This is a genomic window from Planomicrobium okeanokoites, from assembly GCF_003428875.1.
In the GTDB taxonomy this organism is placed as follows: Bacteria; Bacillota; Bacilli; order Bacillales_A; family Planococcaceae; genus Planococcus; species Planococcus okeanokoites.
Genome location: NZ_QQRS01000001.1, coordinates 250,569 through 266,288 on the forward strand (window position 1 = coordinate 250,569; position 15,720 = coordinate 266,288).

21 protein-coding genes are annotated in these 15,720 nt (G+C 45.0%); 18 read left to right on the forward strand and 3 right to left on the reverse strand.

The window, feature by feature from the left end:
* Positions 1-21: 21 nt before the first annotated feature.
* From D2910_RS01285 to mtnN, 5 genes are all read left to right on the forward strand, one after another.
* Positions 22-627, forward strand: coding sequence for an O-methyltransferase (locus D2910_RS01285; RefSeq protein WP_117312156.1), 606 nt, complete (start codon positions 22-24; stop codon positions 625-627).
* A 9-nt stretch (positions 628-636) separates the two neighbouring features.
* Positions 637-1,284: a uridine kinase gene (gene udk, locus D2910_RS01290; protein WP_338088668.1), complete on the forward strand. Its 648-nt coding sequence runs from the start codon at positions 637-639 to the stop codon at positions 1,282-1,284.
* 81 nt (positions 1,285-1,365) lie between these two features.
* Entirely contained in the window at positions 1,366-1,842 is a 477-nt protein-coding gene (gene greA, locus D2910_RS01295; RefSeq protein WP_084246207.1) for a transcription elongation factor GreA, read from the forward strand.
* Positions 1,843-2,047: 205 nt separating this feature from the next.
* Positions 2,048-2,812 (forward strand): YrrS family protein, encoded by a 765-nt coding sequence (locus D2910_RS01300; protein ID WP_117312157.1) that lies wholly within the window; start codon positions 2,048-2,050, stop codon positions 2,810-2,812.
* A 237-nt stretch (positions 2,813-3,049) separates the two neighbouring features.
* The gene (gene mtnN / locus D2910_RS01305) at positions 3,050-3,760 is read left to right on the forward strand and encodes a 5'-methylthioadenosine/S-adenosylhomocysteine nucleosidase (RefSeq protein ID WP_117312158.1); all 711 of its coding nucleotides are present in this window, start codon (positions 3,050-3,052) and stop codon (positions 3,758-3,760) included.
* 45 nt (positions 3,761-3,805) lie between these two features.
* Here mtnN and pssA read toward each other — a convergent pair whose 3' ends face one another.
* Complete coding sequence (gene pssA / locus D2910_RS01310; protein WP_084246201.1) at positions 3,806-4,345, reverse strand: CDP-diacylglycerol--serine O-phosphatidyltransferase; 540 nt, start codon at positions 4,343-4,345, stop codon at positions 3,806-3,808.
* Positions 4,346-4,439: 94 nt separating this feature from the next.
* Here pssA and D2910_RS01315 point away from each other — a divergent pair, with 94 nt between their 5' ends.
* From D2910_RS01315 to D2910_RS01370, 12 genes are all read left to right on the forward strand, one after another.
* A complete protein-coding gene (locus tag D2910_RS01315; protein WP_117312159.1) occupies positions 4,440-5,213 on the forward strand; it encodes a phosphatidylserine decarboxylase in 774 nt (257 codons plus the stop codon).
* Positions 5,214-5,243: 30 nt separating this feature from the next.
* Positions 5,244-5,774, forward strand: a complete 531-nt coding sequence (locus D2910_RS01320; RefSeq protein WP_255400103.1) for a YqeG family HAD IIIA-type phosphatase — start codon at positions 5,244-5,246, stop codon at positions 5,772-5,774.
* Positions 5,771-6,874: a ribosome biogenesis GTPase YqeH gene (gene yqeH, locus D2910_RS01325; RefSeq protein ID WP_117312160.1), complete on the forward strand. Its 1,104-nt coding sequence runs from the start codon at positions 5,771-5,773 to the stop codon at positions 6,872-6,874. Before D2910_RS01320 ends, yqeH begins: the two co-directional genes overlap by 4 nt.
* 10 nt (positions 6,875-6,884) lie before the next feature.
* Positions 6,885-7,712 carry a shikimate dehydrogenase gene (gene aroE, locus D2910_RS01330; RefSeq protein WP_117312161.1) on the forward strand — a complete coding sequence of 276 codons (828 nt, stop codon included), beginning with the start codon at positions 6,885-6,887 and terminating at the stop codon, positions 7,710-7,712.
* Positions 7,699-7,998: a ribosome assembly RNA-binding protein YhbY gene (yhbY, locus tag D2910_RS01335; protein ID WP_084246193.1), complete on the forward strand. Its 300-nt coding sequence runs from the start codon at positions 7,699-7,701 to the stop codon at positions 7,996-7,998. Before aroE ends, yhbY begins: the two co-directional genes overlap by 14 nt.
* On the forward strand, positions 7,995-8,582 hold the full coding sequence (locus tag D2910_RS01340) for a nicotinate-nucleotide adenylyltransferase (protein WP_117312162.1): 588 nt from the start codon (positions 7,995-7,997) through the stop codon (positions 8,580-8,582). Before yhbY ends, D2910_RS01340 begins: the two co-directional genes overlap by 4 nt.
* Positions 8,551-9,126 (forward strand): bis(5'-nucleosyl)-tetraphosphatase (symmetrical) YqeK, encoded by a 576-nt coding sequence (gene yqeK, locus D2910_RS01345; RefSeq protein WP_084246189.1) that lies wholly within the window; start codon positions 8,551-8,553, stop codon positions 9,124-9,126. The genes D2910_RS01340 and yqeK overlap by 32 nt, the downstream gene beginning before the upstream one ends.
* Positions 9,123-9,461 (forward strand): ribosome silencing factor, encoded by a 339-nt coding sequence (gene rsfS, locus D2910_RS01350; RefSeq protein WP_084246187.1) that lies wholly within the window; start codon positions 9,123-9,125, stop codon positions 9,459-9,461. Before yqeK ends, rsfS begins: the two co-directional genes overlap by 4 nt.
* Positions 9,458-10,186, forward strand: a complete 729-nt coding sequence (locus D2910_RS01355) for a class I SAM-dependent DNA methyltransferase (RefSeq protein WP_101803727.1) — start codon at positions 9,458-9,460, stop codon at positions 10,184-10,186. Before rsfS ends, D2910_RS01355 begins: the two co-directional genes overlap by 4 nt.
* Positions 10,187-10,387: 201 nt before the next feature.
* On the forward strand, positions 10,388-10,987 hold the full coding sequence (locus tag D2910_RS01360; RefSeq protein WP_240633528.1) for a helix-hairpin-helix domain-containing protein: 600 nt from the start codon (positions 10,388-10,390) through the stop codon (positions 10,985-10,987).
* 64 nt (positions 10,988-11,051) lie between these two features.
* Positions 11,052-11,627, forward strand: coding sequence for a ComE operon protein 2 (locus D2910_RS01365; protein ID WP_084246183.1), 576 nt, complete (start codon positions 11,052-11,054; stop codon positions 11,625-11,627).
* Positions 11,628-11,830: 203 nt separating this feature from the next.
* Entirely contained in the window at positions 11,831-13,900 is a 2,070-nt protein-coding gene (locus D2910_RS01370) for a DNA internalization-related competence protein ComEC/Rec2 (protein WP_240633529.1), read from the forward strand.
* 42 nt (positions 13,901-13,942) lie between these two features.
* On the opposite strand, the gene D2910_RS01375 is transcribed toward D2910_RS01370, so the two are convergent.
* Positions 13,943-14,077: a YqzM family protein gene (locus tag D2910_RS01375; protein WP_084246179.1), complete on the reverse strand. Its 135-nt coding sequence runs from the start codon at positions 14,075-14,077 to the stop codon at positions 13,943-13,945.
* A 155-nt stretch (positions 14,078-14,232) separates the two neighbouring features.
* Between D2910_RS01375 and holA the strand changes: the two genes are divergently transcribed.
* Positions 14,233-15,255 carry a DNA polymerase III subunit delta gene (holA, locus tag D2910_RS01380; protein ID WP_084246177.1) on the forward strand — a complete coding sequence of 341 codons (1,023 nt, stop codon included), beginning with the start codon at positions 14,233-14,235 and terminating at the stop codon, positions 15,253-15,255.
* Between the two features lie 58 nt (positions 15,256-15,313).
* Here holA and rpsT read toward each other — a convergent pair whose 3' ends face one another.
* Complete coding sequence (gene rpsT / locus D2910_RS01385; protein ID WP_084246175.1) at positions 15,314-15,562, reverse strand: 30S ribosomal protein S20; 249 nt, start codon at positions 15,560-15,562, stop codon at positions 15,314-15,316.
* Between the last annotated feature and the right edge of the window lie 158 nt (positions 15,563-15,720).

Genomic DNA, 15,720 nt, shown 5'->3' on the forward strand with positions numbered 1-15,720 from the left:
TGGCGAAAAGGGGCTCCAAAAATGGATAATGAACGATTTGAGAACACGATTTCGGCTATGAAAGATTATGCCCGTGAAAATCATGTTCCCATCATGGAAGATGACGGCATCAATCAATTGACAGCTCTGTTGAAAGAGCAACAACCAGGTGTGATCCTGGAAATCGGCTCTGCGATCGGTTTTTCCGCATTGAAAATGGCTGGAGCTTTGCCGGGTGCTCTTATTGATACAATCGAGCGGGACGAAGAACGCTATGCAAAAGCCCGGGAGTATATCAATGAAGCGGGGAAACATGAGCAAATCCGCGTCTTTGAAGCAGATGCCCTTGAAATGGATTTGGCGCTGCTCAGAAAAGCTTACGACGCGATTTTCATAGATGCGGCAAAAGGGCAATATGAACGCTTTTTTGAAAAGTATGAAGTTTTATTAAACAGCGGTGGAATAGTATATTGTGATAACATGCATATGCATGGCATGTCTGCGGTTCCTTTATCGGAAATTCCGCGAAGAAAGCGGACGATGATACGGAATCTCAAAAAGTTCAGGGAAACCATGATGGAACATGCCCAGTATGATACAAAGCTGCTCGATATAGGGGACGGCATCATGATTTGCAAAAAGCGGTAAAAAATAACGATTAGACGCAAGGAGCAGTTTGCTATGTCAAAAAACAGACCGGTAGTAATCGGTATCGCCGGGGGATCAGGTTCCGGCAAAACAAGTGTGACGAATTCAATCTATGAAGTGTTCAAGGAACATTCGGTTGTTGTCATAGAGCAGGATTATTATTACAAAGATCAAAGCCACCTGGAGTTCGAAGAAAGGCTGTCAACAAATTATGACCATCCTTTGGCGTTCGACACAGACCTTTTGATCCAACATATCGACGAATTACTGGAACGCAGGCCGATTGAAAAACCGGTCTATAATTATGCCATCCATACCAGGGCCGAAGAAACTATCCACATCGAACCTAAAGATGTTATCATCCTCGAAGGGATATTGGTGCTTGAAGACAAAAGGCTCAGAGATCTGATGGACATTAAATTATTTGTCGATACGGATGGCGATTTGCGCATCATCCGCCGTCTGCTCCGCGATATCAATGAACGCGGCCGGACGATCGATTCGGTGATCGAACAATATCTCAACGTCGTAAGACCGATGCACAACCAATTTATCGAACCGACAAAACGCTACGCGGATGTCATCATTCCCGAAGGCGGGCAAAATGAAGTCGCAATTGATCTGATGGTTACAAAAATTAAAACAATTCTTGAATAGATTGGTAAATTATACTATGATGAGACAAGACTGACGGATTTTTCAAAAATCTCAAGTCAGCAGTTGAAGGAGTGGGGAACAATGGCTAATGAAAAACAATTTCCGATGACAGCTGCAGGAAAGCAGAAGTTGGAGGACGAACTGGATTTCCTGAAAACGATTAAACGCAAAGAAGTGGTTGAACGGATTAAAATCGCCCGTGATTTCGGTGATTTGTCTGAGAACGCTGAATATGATTCAGCTAAAGAAGACCAGGCGTTTGTAGAAGGACGCATCTCAACATTGGAATCAATGATCCGCAATGCGGTCATCATAGATGAAAACGATATGAGCAACGACATTGTCCGTTTGGGAACTACTGTAACGTTTGTTGAAGTTCCGGATGGTGACAAGGAATCATACACAATCGTAGGTTCAGCAGAAGCGGATCCTCTCGAAGGACGCATCTCGAACGATTCACCAATCGCGAAAAGCATGATTGGCCGTACGATCGGCGACCGTGTGAAAGTGTTGACACCAGGTGGGGAAATGGAAATTGAAATCGTTTCCATCACGTAATCATTGCAGCCATTCTTTATAAGGATGGCTCTTTTTTATTTGTCGAAAGCAGAGAAGAATTTTCTCCAAACGATATTTATTTCAGATATCAGTTGCAGTTGCGCATTTAAAGTTTATAATTCATAATGAAACATAAATTTATCAAGGAAGTTAAATTTGTCATATTAAATTATGATAGAATATCAAGGAAGGGGAGGCTATTACTATGGCAGAAGATAAAAAACCTTATCCCTCTCGTGTGAATAAGAAGAAAAGCAGTTCCACAACTAATAAAATGTTGAATGTAATGATTGGACTGGTATTTGCATTAATTCTTATCGTGGGGGCATTTATATTCCTGGGACAAAACGACGGCTCAGAGAACGCCCAGGAACCGGAATCCGTACAGATTTCCACAGAGACCGACAATGAGGCGAGCGAAGAGGATAACGGCGAAGAACAAACTGAAAGTACAGAAGAAACCACAAAAGATGAAGAGGCTTCGGACGAAGAACAAAAAGATGAAGAATCCCAAGAGCCAACTGATGCTGAAAAAGATAAAGAAGAAGATAAAGAAAAAGATAAAGATAAAGAAGCTGAAAAAGACAAGGAAAAAGCTGAAGAAGGCACAGTGACCGGCGGAACGATCACACGCCAGGAATCGAATGATCCGATTGTCAAAGAGACGATCATCAATACCAGCTGGGAACCGGTAGGAACAAAGCAGAGCGGCGAACACGTTTCTGTTTATGACACAAACTCAGTGGACTGGCAGGAAAAGATCGACGCAATCACTTACGCTACAGGCCTTGCTGAAAAAGATATGTACATCATGCATATCGGCAACGGAGGCAGTCCTCAAAAATCAATCGGAACTGTTCAATCCAAAGATATGTCAAAAAAATATCGCGTACATTTAGAATGGGTTGAAAAAGACGGTTGGAAACCTGTTAAAATGGATATACTGAATACTGTAGAAGGCGCTTATTAATATAGCGTCTTTTTTTCTATTAAAGTTGATATAATAATTCATGGCAGTCGATATTTCGTAAAACAGCTCCGAAGACATTAGCCGACGCCTGCGAGACTAAGTCTTTGCGACGAGCAGTTCGCAGGAGCATAATCTTCGTGCTGTCCAAAGCGACGAAGCGGCAAATTTCACTGCTTGTTTAATTCAACTTATTAAAAAGTAATTTCAGAATCTGATGAGATAAAGGAGAAATGACAGATGAAAATCGGAATAATTGGTGCAATGGAAGAAGAAGTGGAATTGCTGCGCAGCAGTCTGGAGAACCCGGAGGTCGAAACAATCGCGAATTGCGAATTCACAACAGGTACATATCAGGGACAGGAAATTGTTTTGCTGAAAAGCGGCATCGGTAAAGTGAATGCAGCTATGTCAACTACGATCCTGCTTCAGCACTTCAAACCGGAATTGGTGATCAATACGGGGTCCGCGGGTGGCTTTGATAAAGATCTTGAAGTAGGCTCTATCGTCATTTCCGATGAAGTGCGGCATCATGATGTGGATGTTACAGCTTTTGGTTATGAAATGGGCCAGGTGCCCCAGATGCCGGCAGCTTTCCAATCGAACCCTGAATTGATCGAACTTGCCGAAAAAGCGGTAAGTGAATTGGAGGATCTTCCGTATGCAGTCGGGCTGATTGCAACAGGCGATTCCTTCATGAATGATCCTGAACGCGTTGAATCAGTGCGCGGCCATTTCCCTGAAATGAAAGCTGCCGAAATGGAAGCAGCCGCAGTGGCACAGGTATGCTACCAATTCGACACCGCTTTTGTCGTAATACGGGCGTTATCGGATATTGCAGGTAAAGAATCTTCAGTTTCATTTGAAGAGTTTCTTCCGAAGGCTGCTGAACATTCCACGAAAATCGTGCTTCGTGTTGTAGAACGGCTGACTTCCAGACTTGAGCGTTAAGATGAAAATGAAAAAGCTGCCGGAAATGGATCCGGCAGCTTTTGTTTATACTTTTTTTAAGGTGAATGTACTGATCATAAGCAGAGAGCAGATCAGCATCAGGAACATATAAAAGACCGAAGGGAATAAAGAAAGTCCGAAATAGGATAAGGTCAATACGGTCCCTGCTGCAGTGATCGGCAGTCCTGTGAAATAGCCATTCGATTCACTGATATTGAAACGGGCGAGTCGGAACGCGCCGCTGGAAATATAAATTACTGTAAATACCATACCGGCAATACCGAAATCGGCCAATGCCAATTCGTAGATCAGAATGGCAGGTGCGACGCCGAAAGATATGATGTCACTCATGGAATCCAATTGTTTGCCGAGAGCGGATTCCTGGTTGAGTTTTCTGGCGACGATTCCATCGAAGCGATCTAAAAAGGCTGCGATGAAAATGAATAATACACTAAAGCTGTAGGCACCATTCATAGCGGCCATCAGGGCAGCACCGCCAAACGCCATATTGCCGATGGTCAGCATATTCGCCGTCTGGGATTTCAGTTTTTTTAGGTTTTGGTCCATCCGTTCTATAAAAATCAATGGAGAATCCTCCTTGCGTACATTATGATGTTCCCTTCATTATACTGTCCTATAGGAAATAATGGTAGACTTTTATCAAAGCGGAGGTATCGAAATGAAGAAAAAATTATATCAGTATACGATAGAATTGACGAATGGACCTTTAACGTCCAATATGCTGCAGCGTTTTGCGCGTTCATCGGGAAGTCGTTCGCTGATCCCGAATTATGTCAGGACCTATAAAATAAACTTGAATGATATCGAAGAGGAAATTGGGGCTTTCCCTACATTACATGATTTTTTCATCCGGAAATTGCGGGCAGGAAGCCGGCCTCAGGCTAACAGCCATCTCATTTCACCAGTTGACGGGAAAGTCGAGATTGCCGGCAGGATTCATGAAGACAGCAGCTTTTTAGTGAAAGGGCAGCAATATTCACTTGCGGAGTTATTGGGGAGTGAAGAGCTGGCTGAACGATATGCACAAGGAGATTATGCGGTGCTGTATCTTTCACCGGCCAATTACCACAGAATTCACAGCCCGCTGGACGGCAATGTAAAAAGGCAATTCGTTCTCGGAAGAAAATCCTACCCAGTCAATCAATCAGGTTTGCTTTATGGCAAATCGCCGATCAGCGGCAATCACCGCTTGATCACAGAACTCGAAACTGCCTCGGGAAACGTTCTGATGGTCAAAGTAGGAGCTATGTTCGTCAACTCAATTGAGCTCACCAATACAAGCGGCAGCTGGAAAAAAGGCGAGGAAGTCGGCTATTTCAGTTTTGGATCCACCGTGGTTCTATTTTTTGAACCGAATTGTTTCCGTTTTACAGATAATATTATGTCCGGTGAACCGATCAAAGTGGGAGAAGCCTTGGCAAATATGCTATAATCATTAACATTAAGTTCGAAGATACGGGAGTTGTTGATAGTGTACCAGAAATTCATACCGAGCCAATACGTCAGAACGGTGTTCGATATCACCCCTGAGAGTTTGCTTGAAAACGGCATCCGCGGGATTATCACGGATCTTGATAATACGCTTGTGGAATGGGATCGTCCGGAAGCTACACCGATGCTTATCGATTGGTTAAAAACCATGAAAGATGCAGGCATCCAAGTGGTCATCGTTTCCAATAACAGTGAGCTGCGCGTCAAATCATTCGCCGACCCATTAGGCATACCGTTCATTTACCAGGCGCGCAAGCCGATGGGCAAGGCTTTCCGAAAGGCTTTGCAGATCATGAGTGTCAAACGTGAAAATGTGGTGGTCATCGGTGATCAGATGCTGACGGACATTTTTGGCGGCAACCGCAATAAATTGCATACGATCCTCGTTTTGCCGGTCGCTCAATCCGACGGGTTCTTTACCCGTTTCAATCGTATGGTCGAGCGCCGTATCATGAAGAGGCTTAAAGATAAAGGTTATATGACTTGGGAGGAAGAAAATTGAACGAAATGCCAAATTGCATCGGATGCGGTGCACAGATACAAACAGAACATCCTGGAGAGCTCGGCTATGCGCCGGCATCGTCATTGGAAAAAGAGGAAATCATCTGCCAAAGATGTTTCAGATTGAAAAATTATAACGAATTGCAGCCGGTCTCATTGACTGATGATGACTTCCTGCGCATTTTGAATGGCCTTGGCGAACGTAAAGGCCTTATTGTGAAGATTGTTGATATTTTCGATTTTAATGGCAGCTGGCTGCCGGGACTTCATCGATTCGTCGGAAACAATGATATTTTATTGATTGCCAATAAAGCGGATTTACTTCCGAAATCAGTGAAAGAGCAAAAACTGTTGCAATGGATGAAACGGGAAGCCAATAAGCTGGGATTGAAACCGGTCGACATTTTAACCGTTTCTGCCCAAAAAGGCAAAGGTGTCGTTGAAGCGATGGAGGCAATTGACCATTATCGCAAAGGTGAGGATGTGTTTGTCGTAGGATCGACGAATGTCGGCAAGTCCACATTCATCAACCGCATCATCAAACAGGCGACTGGACAGGATAATATCATCACAACTTCCCATTTTCCGGGAACGACGCTAGATATGATTGAAATTCCACTGGATGATGAAAAATCGATGTACGATACGCCAGGAATCATCAACCACCATCAATTGGCGCATTATCTCCATACATCCGATTTGAAAATGATCATGCCGAAAAAAGAAATCAAACCGCGTGTATTCCAGCTTAATCCGGAACAGACCCTGTTCATCGGTGGGCTTGCAAGATTCGATTTCATAAAAGGTGATCGTTCTTCATTCACATTCCATATCGCCAATGAGCTGCCGCTCCATCGGACGAAGCTGGAGAATGCGGATGAACTTTACAATCAGCATTTTGGTGGAATGCTCGCTCCGCCATCTGAGGAATATAAAGAGGATTATCCTGAACTGGTCCGCCACGAATTCCGCATCAAAGAAGCAAAAACGGATATTGTCTTTTCCGGACTGGGCTGGGTAACGGTCCAGCACCCGGATGTAATTGTCGCAGCGCATGCCCCTAAAGGCGTCGAAGTGATGTTGCGCCCATCCCTTATATAGGAGGAATTGGATGAAGAAATGGTATGCAGTGATCGGCGACCCGATCGCACACTCATTATCACCATTCATGCATGATACTTGGTTTCAGGAGAACGGCATTGACGCATCTTTTTTACCGATCCATGTGGAACCTTCTAAATTGAAAGAGGCTTGTGAGTCGCTGCAATTGCTCGGAGCCGGCGGTTTTAATGTGACACTGCCCCATAAGCAGGCGATCATGCCGTTTCTGGATGGCATCGACGAAGCAGCTTCAGAGATGAATGCTGTCAATACGGTGGTCCGGAACGGCAAGAATTTCAAGGGCAGCAATACAGACGGCGATGGCTTTGTACAGTCTTTGCTGACTGCAGATCCAAGAACAGATGACAAAATCATTTTGGTCGGTGCGGGCGGTGCAGCGAGAGGGATTGCATTCGCATTGAACCGTGCCGGTTTTAGCGATGTCACCATAACGAACAGGACATTCCGCCGTGCTGAGGAGCTGGCAGAAGAAACAGCCAGCGAGTCGATGACGAAATCAGACGCCGAACAAAACCTTGGCGGCTTTGATATCATCATCCAGACGACTTCTGTAGGACTGGCAGAAGATGAGGCGCTGCCGATATCGTTGGAAAATGCAAAAACCGGTGCTTTGGCGGTGGATATCGTATACAACCCGATTGATACGCCATTTTTAAAGAAAGCCGAAGAAAAAGGCTGCCGGACGTTAAACGGTGTGGGCATGTTCGTCTATCAGGGAGCCATCGGCTTTGAGAAGTGGACGGGCATCAAACCTGATACAGAAAAAATGATTAAAGTGATAACGGAAAAATTAGGAGGAAATTATGTTAACAGGTAAACAAAAGCGTTTCTTAAGAAGTGAAGCACATCATGTCGACCCGATTTTTCAGGTAGGCAAGGGCGGAGTCAACGAAGCGATGATCGTTCAAATTTCAGAAGCTCTGGAAAAGCGCGAGCTGGTGAAAATCAGCATCCTTCAAAACAATGAAGATGATAAAAATGAAGTGGCTGAAAAGTTGGCGAAAGGGACAAAAGCTGAATTGGTTCAATTGATCGGCCATACAGTCGTCCTCTACAAACAATCAGTGAACAATAAGCGGATCGAGCTCCCGGTGAAGCGATGAAGAAAGTCGGAATTCTGGGAGGGACATTCAATCCGCCGCATTTCGGCCATTTGATCATGGCTAATGAAGCCTATCACAGCCTGGGTCTTGAGGAAGTCAGATTCATGCCCAATGCGACAGCTCCACACAAAGATGTCCATGGTGCGGACGCTTCGCAGCGACTGATGATGACTGAACTGGCAATTGAAGACTACCCTCAATTCCGCATTGAAGATTTTGAAATCAAAACCGGCGGGGTTTCATACACCTATAACACAATCATGCAATTGGTGGAACAGGAGCCGGACAAAGAGTTCTATTTCATCATCGGAGGAGATTCGATAGAAGAATTGAACTCCTGGCATCGCATCCATGAACTGGCCGATCTGATCCAATTTGTTGGCATCGGTCGTCCTGGTTATGACGCGGCTACCGATTTTCCCGTCATGATGATCGATTCGCCAGAAATGCACCTCTCTTCGACGATGCTGCGTGAAAGAGTCGCAGCCAAACGGCCATTGACATTTTTCGTGCCGGAGAAAGTCGAAGCCTATATCAGGAAGGAGGGTTTATATGGACCAGAGCAAGATGCTCCAGCTCGTTAAAAAACGCCTGCCAGACAACCGCTACGCCCATGTTGTCGGCGTCCTTAACATGGCGACTTCACTTGCCATCCGGTTTGGTGTTCCTCAGGAAAAAGCGCAGGTTGCGGCCATTCTTCATGATGTAGCCAAGTTTTCTGACCGTGAATGGATGAAATCCATCATCGAAAAAGAAAAAATGGATCCGCTTTTACTGGAATATCACTCGGAATTGTGGCATGCTCCGGTAGGTGCCTATGTCGCCTCAAAAGAATTCGGCGTAAAAGATGAAGATATTTTGAATGCCATCCGCTATCATACGACCGGACGGGCTAACATGTCCGACCTCGAAAAAGTGATCTATATCGCTGATCTTGTGGAAGTGGGCAGAAGATTTCAAGGCGTCGAAGAATTGCGTCAATTAAAAGAACAGGGATTGGATGTTATGATGGAAGCCTGCGTCAAACACAGCATCGATTTTCTTGTATCAAAAAATCAGCCGGTCTATCCGGATTCACTGAAGTGTTATGAATACTTCGTGCAACAGAAAGGGAAAGTGAAAGAATGACTGAACATACATTATTACAAATGGCTTATCAAGCTGCCGAAGATAAGAAGGCGGAGGACATCGTTGTCCTTAATATGGAAGGGATCTCATTGCTTGCGGATTATTTTGTCATCTGCAGCGGAAATTCAGACCGCCAGGTACAAGCGATTGCGCGTGAACTGATCGAGAAATCAAACGAAGCCGGCAACGAAGTCAAGAGCGTTGAAGGCTTTGATTCGGCACGCTGGATCCTTGTCGATCTTGGCGATGTGGTGGCACATGTCTTCCACAAAGACGAACGTTCGTATTACAACCTGGAGCGCCTCTGGAGAGAAGCGCCTGAAATGGATATATGAGTTACGGCAAGTTCGCTTCAATTTATGACAGTTTAATGCAGGATATACCGTATGAACAATACGTGGAATGGGTTGCCTCACGAAAAACCTCCGGGAAGCTCCTGGATCTTGCATGTGGCACAGGAACACTTGCCCAGCTTTTTGCGGAACTCGGATATGAAGTGACAGCCAGTGATTTGTCGGAACAAATGCTTACAATGGCGAATCAGCGTTTTCATGAAGCGAATCTGCGAATCCCCACTTATCAATTGTCCATGGATAATTTAGAGGGGCTTCACGGATTCGACGCGGTGACAATCGCAATCGATTCGTTGAATTACCTGAAAAATGGTGAACAAGTGCAGAAAACCTTCAATGAAGTCCATAAAGCTTTAAATGACGATGGCATGTTCTTTTTCGATGTTCATTCCGTTTATAAAGTCGATGAAGTTTATATGGACAGTCCATTTATACTTGATGATGAAGAAGTTTCTTTTATCTGGCACACTGAACCTGGCAAAACCAAGCACAGTGTCGTTCATGACATCACGTTCTTTGTTCAGCAGCAGGAAGATCTTTACCAGCGTTTTGAAGAAACACATGAACAACGGACTTTTCCAATTTCAACGTACACGACCTGGTTGAAAGCGGCAGGATTTGTAATTGAATCCATCTCAGCGGATTTCACTGAAGCTGAACCGTCAAGAGAAAGTGAACGTATTTTCTTCTGTGCGAGAAAAGTATGATTTGATTCCTTAACCGCCTTATTGGCGGTTATTTTTTGTGCTTAAAATTATTTTGCATAGACTGGACATCAGAATTGAATAATTATATAATTCAGACAGCTTCAATTTAATTGCTCCCGCTGGAAAGAGGGATGCAAGCTGAATATCCAAAAGATTTTCAGTAAATACAGCAGACTGCTGATCCCCGCTGCAGTCGTATTGATGCTGGCGCTTTATTTTTTATTTCCCCATGGCGAAACCGAAGAAATTACAGCGGCGCCATCTGATCTGATCATGGCTGAAACCCCTCAGCCGATCGAAACCCCAACCCTGAACAAGGAAACACTGCCCGTTGAACAGACTCAATCCGAAAAAATACTTATCGAAATAAAAGGCCAGGTTGAAAAACCAGGTGTATTTGAGCTGCCTGCCGAATCACGGCTGCACATGGCAGTCGATTTGGCGGGAGGTTTTCTTCCAGATGCAGATGCGCTGTCCCTTAATCTGGCGATGAAGCTGACCGATGAAATGAGCATTTATGTTCCCAAAATTGGTGAGACGACTGTCAGTCTTCCGCCTGTTGTGGCATCACCTTCAACGGCGGCTGGTTCAGCTGCAGAGGGAGCAGGTCGGGTCAATATCAATACAGCGGATGAAACCGGTCTGATGATGCTGCCGGGAATCGGTCCTTCAAAAGCGGCTGCGATCATTGCATATCGCGAGGAAAATGGACCGTTTATAACCATTGATGCATTGAAAGATGTGACTGGTATAGGCGATAAGACTTATGAGCAATTACAAGATTCAATCACTGCCAACTGATTGTTGACGTACCTGGCACCTCTGCTAAACTTATACTGAAAGTAAAAAGCAGGGGGCAATTAAAATGAAGCGAATAACTTGGGATCAATTTTTCATGGCGCAAAGCCATTTGCTCGCGTTGCGGAGCACATGCACCCGGCTGGCTGTCGGAGCCACTATCGTGCGTGACCGCCGGATTATTGCGGGAGGCTACAATGGATCGATTTCAGGAGGCGATCATTGCATCGATAAAGGCTGTTATGTTGTCGACGGCCATTGTGTCAGAACGATACACGCTGAGATGAACGCATTGCTGCAATGCTCTAAATATGGGGTCAGTGTCAGTGGCGCAGATATCTATGTCAGCCATTTTCCATGTCTGCAATGCACGAAGTCGATCATACAGGCTGGCATTGCCCGTTTGTATTATGCGACGGATTACAGAAATCATGAATATGCCATCGAGTTATTGGAACAGGCAGGGGTGGAAGTGGTCCAAGTCATTTTTGATGAACGTCAAATCGACTTTTTGAGCGTTGAAAAAGCATCGCTTTACATGGAATTAATCGGGAAATTGAAAGAAAAAGGCGGAAGCGATGAAGAATTGGCCCATTATAATGAACGGGTGAAGCAATTATTCGGAGAAGAAATCGAAGTCTGAGCCGCAACATCATTATCTATTTCGCCGCAGCGACGGCAATTACGACTATAGCAGCGCATGATACACCAGAAGTTCTTGTGTTCATGCCGCTGCTGTTTTTTTGGTTGGTCTGGAAGAAGGAAGCTCTTTCAATCTTTATGCTACTGATAGTTTTCTCCATCTTCACGTATGCCCTTCAGGAAATGCGCCATGGGGCTAGGCCAGTGTATACAGGAGAGTATACTGGGGCAGCTTCTTTCAAAGATGGCTTTAAAATTGATGGGGATGCAGTCAGGGGTTTCATGGTGCTGGAAGATGGCGGGATTGTCTATGGAAACTACCGTTTCAGCACTCCAGAAGAAATGCAGCGAAAAACCGGTTTAATCCATAATTCTGTATTTGCCGTTTCAGGGGTTTTTGAGGAAATTGACATCCCATCACATGAGTATGCCTTCGACATGGGTGATTACTTGAAAAGCAATGGCGCGTCAGCTGTTTTCACAATCAATGAGTTCGAGTACCAGAAGGAGTCGACAGGATTTTTAGCAGCGATGGCCGAAAGGCGGGAACTGCTTAAAACCCATATTCGGCTGAGTTTTCCTGAAAATTTGACGTCAGAAGCGGAGGCCCTGCTGATCGGAGAAAGGGAGGCGCTCACCACCGAACAGCAACAAATCCAGCAGACCCTTGGCATTTCCCACCTGTTTGCGATATCCGGACTTCATGTTGGCATCATCAGTGGCCTGCTATATTTTTTATTGCTGCGCTGTGGTGTCAGAAAAGAGGACGCCATGCTGCTGCTGCTCATCATTTTGCCTTTCTATGCATTACTGGCAGGAGGTGCGCCTTCTGTCTGGCGCGCCGTAAGTATGACGGCGGCAGTCCTGGCGTTCCGGCTCTTCAGGATTCGGATGCCCATAGCCTTTATTCTGCTGCTGAGCTTTATCTTTTTTATCTTGTTGGATCCATATGTCATTTATAAAATAGGCTTCCAGCTTTCGTACGGTGCCAGTTTCGGCATCATCTATTCAATGAAGATATTGGAGAAGATGCAGTCGCCGATCAGATTAGGTTTAATGGTCACATTCCTGTCCCAATTCACACTTTATCCGATATTGCTGATTCATTTTTATGGACTGTCACTCTCTTCTTTTTTTGTGAATAGCCTATTTGTGCCGTTATATACGATTGTCATCCTGCCTATTAATATCCTTTTGCTTGGATTGACTCTCTTGTATCAGCCATTTGCGGATTTTTTATTTTATTTTTATGAACCGTTCCGGACCTTTCTCGAAAAATGGACCGTATGGCTGGCGGAATGGCCTGGCCAAATGTGGATTCCTGGGAAACCTTCAGGCATTATTGTGATTGCGATGCTGGCGGGAGTCATCCTTTTTTACAGTTATGCTGAAAAAGGTTTTCGCTGGTGGAAAATTGGAATCGGAATGCTGCCGGCGGTCGTCTTCACGGCAATGCCATATTTCGACGGAGCGCTGCGGGTAACTTTTATCGATGTTGGACAAGGAGACAGCGCTTTGGTTGAGCTGCCCTACAGACGAGGGATTTATCTGATAGATACGGGGGGACTGCTCAGATTCGGGAGGGAAGGCTTCGAAGAGAGGAACCGTCCGTTCGAGATCGGCCGGCAGGTGGTGGCACCTTATCTGCAAGGCAACGGCATTTCACGGCTGGATGCACTGATTCTTTCGCATCCGGATGCTGACCATGCGGAAGGGGCGGATGAAATACTTCAGCTGTTTCTGGTGGATGAAATCCATATGTCACCTGGCTCCCAGAAAACGGAACTGGCAATTGGGCTTGACCAGGAATTGAATGGGGTGACAGTCCGATTGCCAGGGAGGGGGAGTGGTTGGCGTGATGGAATCACGTCTTTCAGTTATTTGAGTCCGACTGATGGGGAATATGAAGGCAATAATGATTCACTGGTTTTGCTGATGGAACATGGAATCCATAAAGTTCTGTTCACCGGCGATCTTGAAATTGACGGTGAAAATGAAATAATCAAGAACGATGGAGACTTGCTGGAAAATACCACAATCCTGAAAGTTGGCCATCATGGCAGCAAAACCTCGAGCGGGGAAAATTTTCTGGTGAAATTGAAACCGGAGCTATCAATTTTCTCAACTGGTGAAGACAATCGATACGGCCATCCGGCGGAAGAAGTAAAGGAAAGGTTTGAAAATCTGTCTTTGGCTACACTCAATACGGCCGAAACCGGCACCATCGAAATCGTTTTTAAAAAAGATGGTTATACTGTTTCGACGATGAAATAACGAAAAAAGGCTCCGGCTGGTTAGCCGGAACCTTCTTTAAAATTACAATGCTACGTATTGTACGACTGCAGCGATGATAAAGATAGCTGCGAAGAACACGAATGATACCACAAATCCCATACCGGCATCGATTGCGTCGTTACGCTTCGATTGTACATTATTTTCAAATTCATTCATGGCTATCCCTCCTAATTCCCTCTAATTATAAGCTACTGCATCTGAAAAATCCACATCGAACTTTATTTAACCGCCCGAATTTCCCAGCCGTCACAGAAAAGACAAATCCCACAAATCGTGTAAAATCCGATATAGTATAAGAAGGAGGCGGAATAATGATCACATCAATTTGGAAATCGATACGCAGCGGGCAGATTGATCCCGTCTATCTCATTGTAGGCAATGAAAGTTATTTCATAGAAAAAACCCTGGATTTATTGAAGGCCAGTCTGACACAGGCGGGAGAACTGGAATTGTCGTTCTTTGACATGGATGAAGTGCCGGTCGACCACGCCATCGACGAAGCAGACACTATTCCTTTTTTCAGTGACCGCAAACTGATCATCGCAAAAAACGCTTCTTTTTTGAAAGCAGCTGAGCGCGGCAAGGAAAAGATAAATCATGATATGAAGATTCTTGAAGCGTGGCTTGAAAATCCACCTTCCAGTTCAGTTACCGTTTTTGTTGCGCCATACGAAAAATTGGATGAACGTAAAAAAGTGGTCAAGCTGATGAAGCAGCATGCCGTTGTCGTCGAAGCGAAACCGCTGCAGGCAAATGATCTGGAATCGTGGTTATCGCATGAAGCGAAATCGTTCGGCAAGGAAATCAGCAGAAATGCAGTCCGCAAACTGGTGGAAATGGCCGGCACCAATCTTACGCTGCTGTCATCTGAAGTCGAAAAGATGTCGCTTTATCTTGGAGCGGAGGGTGAAATAACCGAAGAATTGGTGGAGCAGATGACTGCCCGTACACTCGAACAGGATGCATTCAAAATGCTGCAGGCTTATCTGGACGGCAATATCAGCACAGCGCTGAGCGTCTATTATGATCTCCTCAGGCAGAAAGAGGAGCCTGTCGCACTTGCTGCGCTGCTGGCTTCACAGATCCGGTTCATGGTCCACGTCTATTATCTTCAAAAGAAGGGCTATCACGCGCAGCAGATCTCCAAGCAATTAAAAGCTCATCCGTACAGGGTGAAACTGCTTGTCGAGAAACGCCAGCAAATTTCTGAACAGCGCCTGCTGGAAGTGTTGGGTGATTTGGCAGATATTGACCTGCAATTAAAAACCGTAAGCGGCAACCGTGAACGCGTACTTGAATTCTTTCTGATGAAGCGCGGGGCGAAGAACAGCTGAATCTGAAAAAATTCAAAAAAAAGCCGGCTCCTTTAAAAGGAACCGGCTTTTTACATTTTTACGCTTGTTTCATCAAGCGAGATTTTTGGCGGGCTGCAGTGTTTTTATGGATTAAGCCTTTTGAAGCCGCTTTTTCCACTTGTTTAATCGCAGCTTTAACCTTAGCGTTTGCGTTTTCGTCATTGTTTGTCAAAGCTTGCTCAGCTTTTTTCAAAGATGAACGCATTGCTGATTTAGCTTGCGTGTTTTGAGCGTTTTTAGACTCGTTCGTTCTCACACGTTTGATCGCAGATTTAATGTTTGGCATATCTTTCACCTCCTAGACAAATAGGGAAAGAGGTGGAAACACCTCAACTCTTTTATGTCTCTATACAACATGAGTTATTTTATCAAACCAGGGAACGGAATGCAATAGATACGTGCAAAGAAGTTTTCCTTGACACAGAAATCATTTCCGGTGCTTTC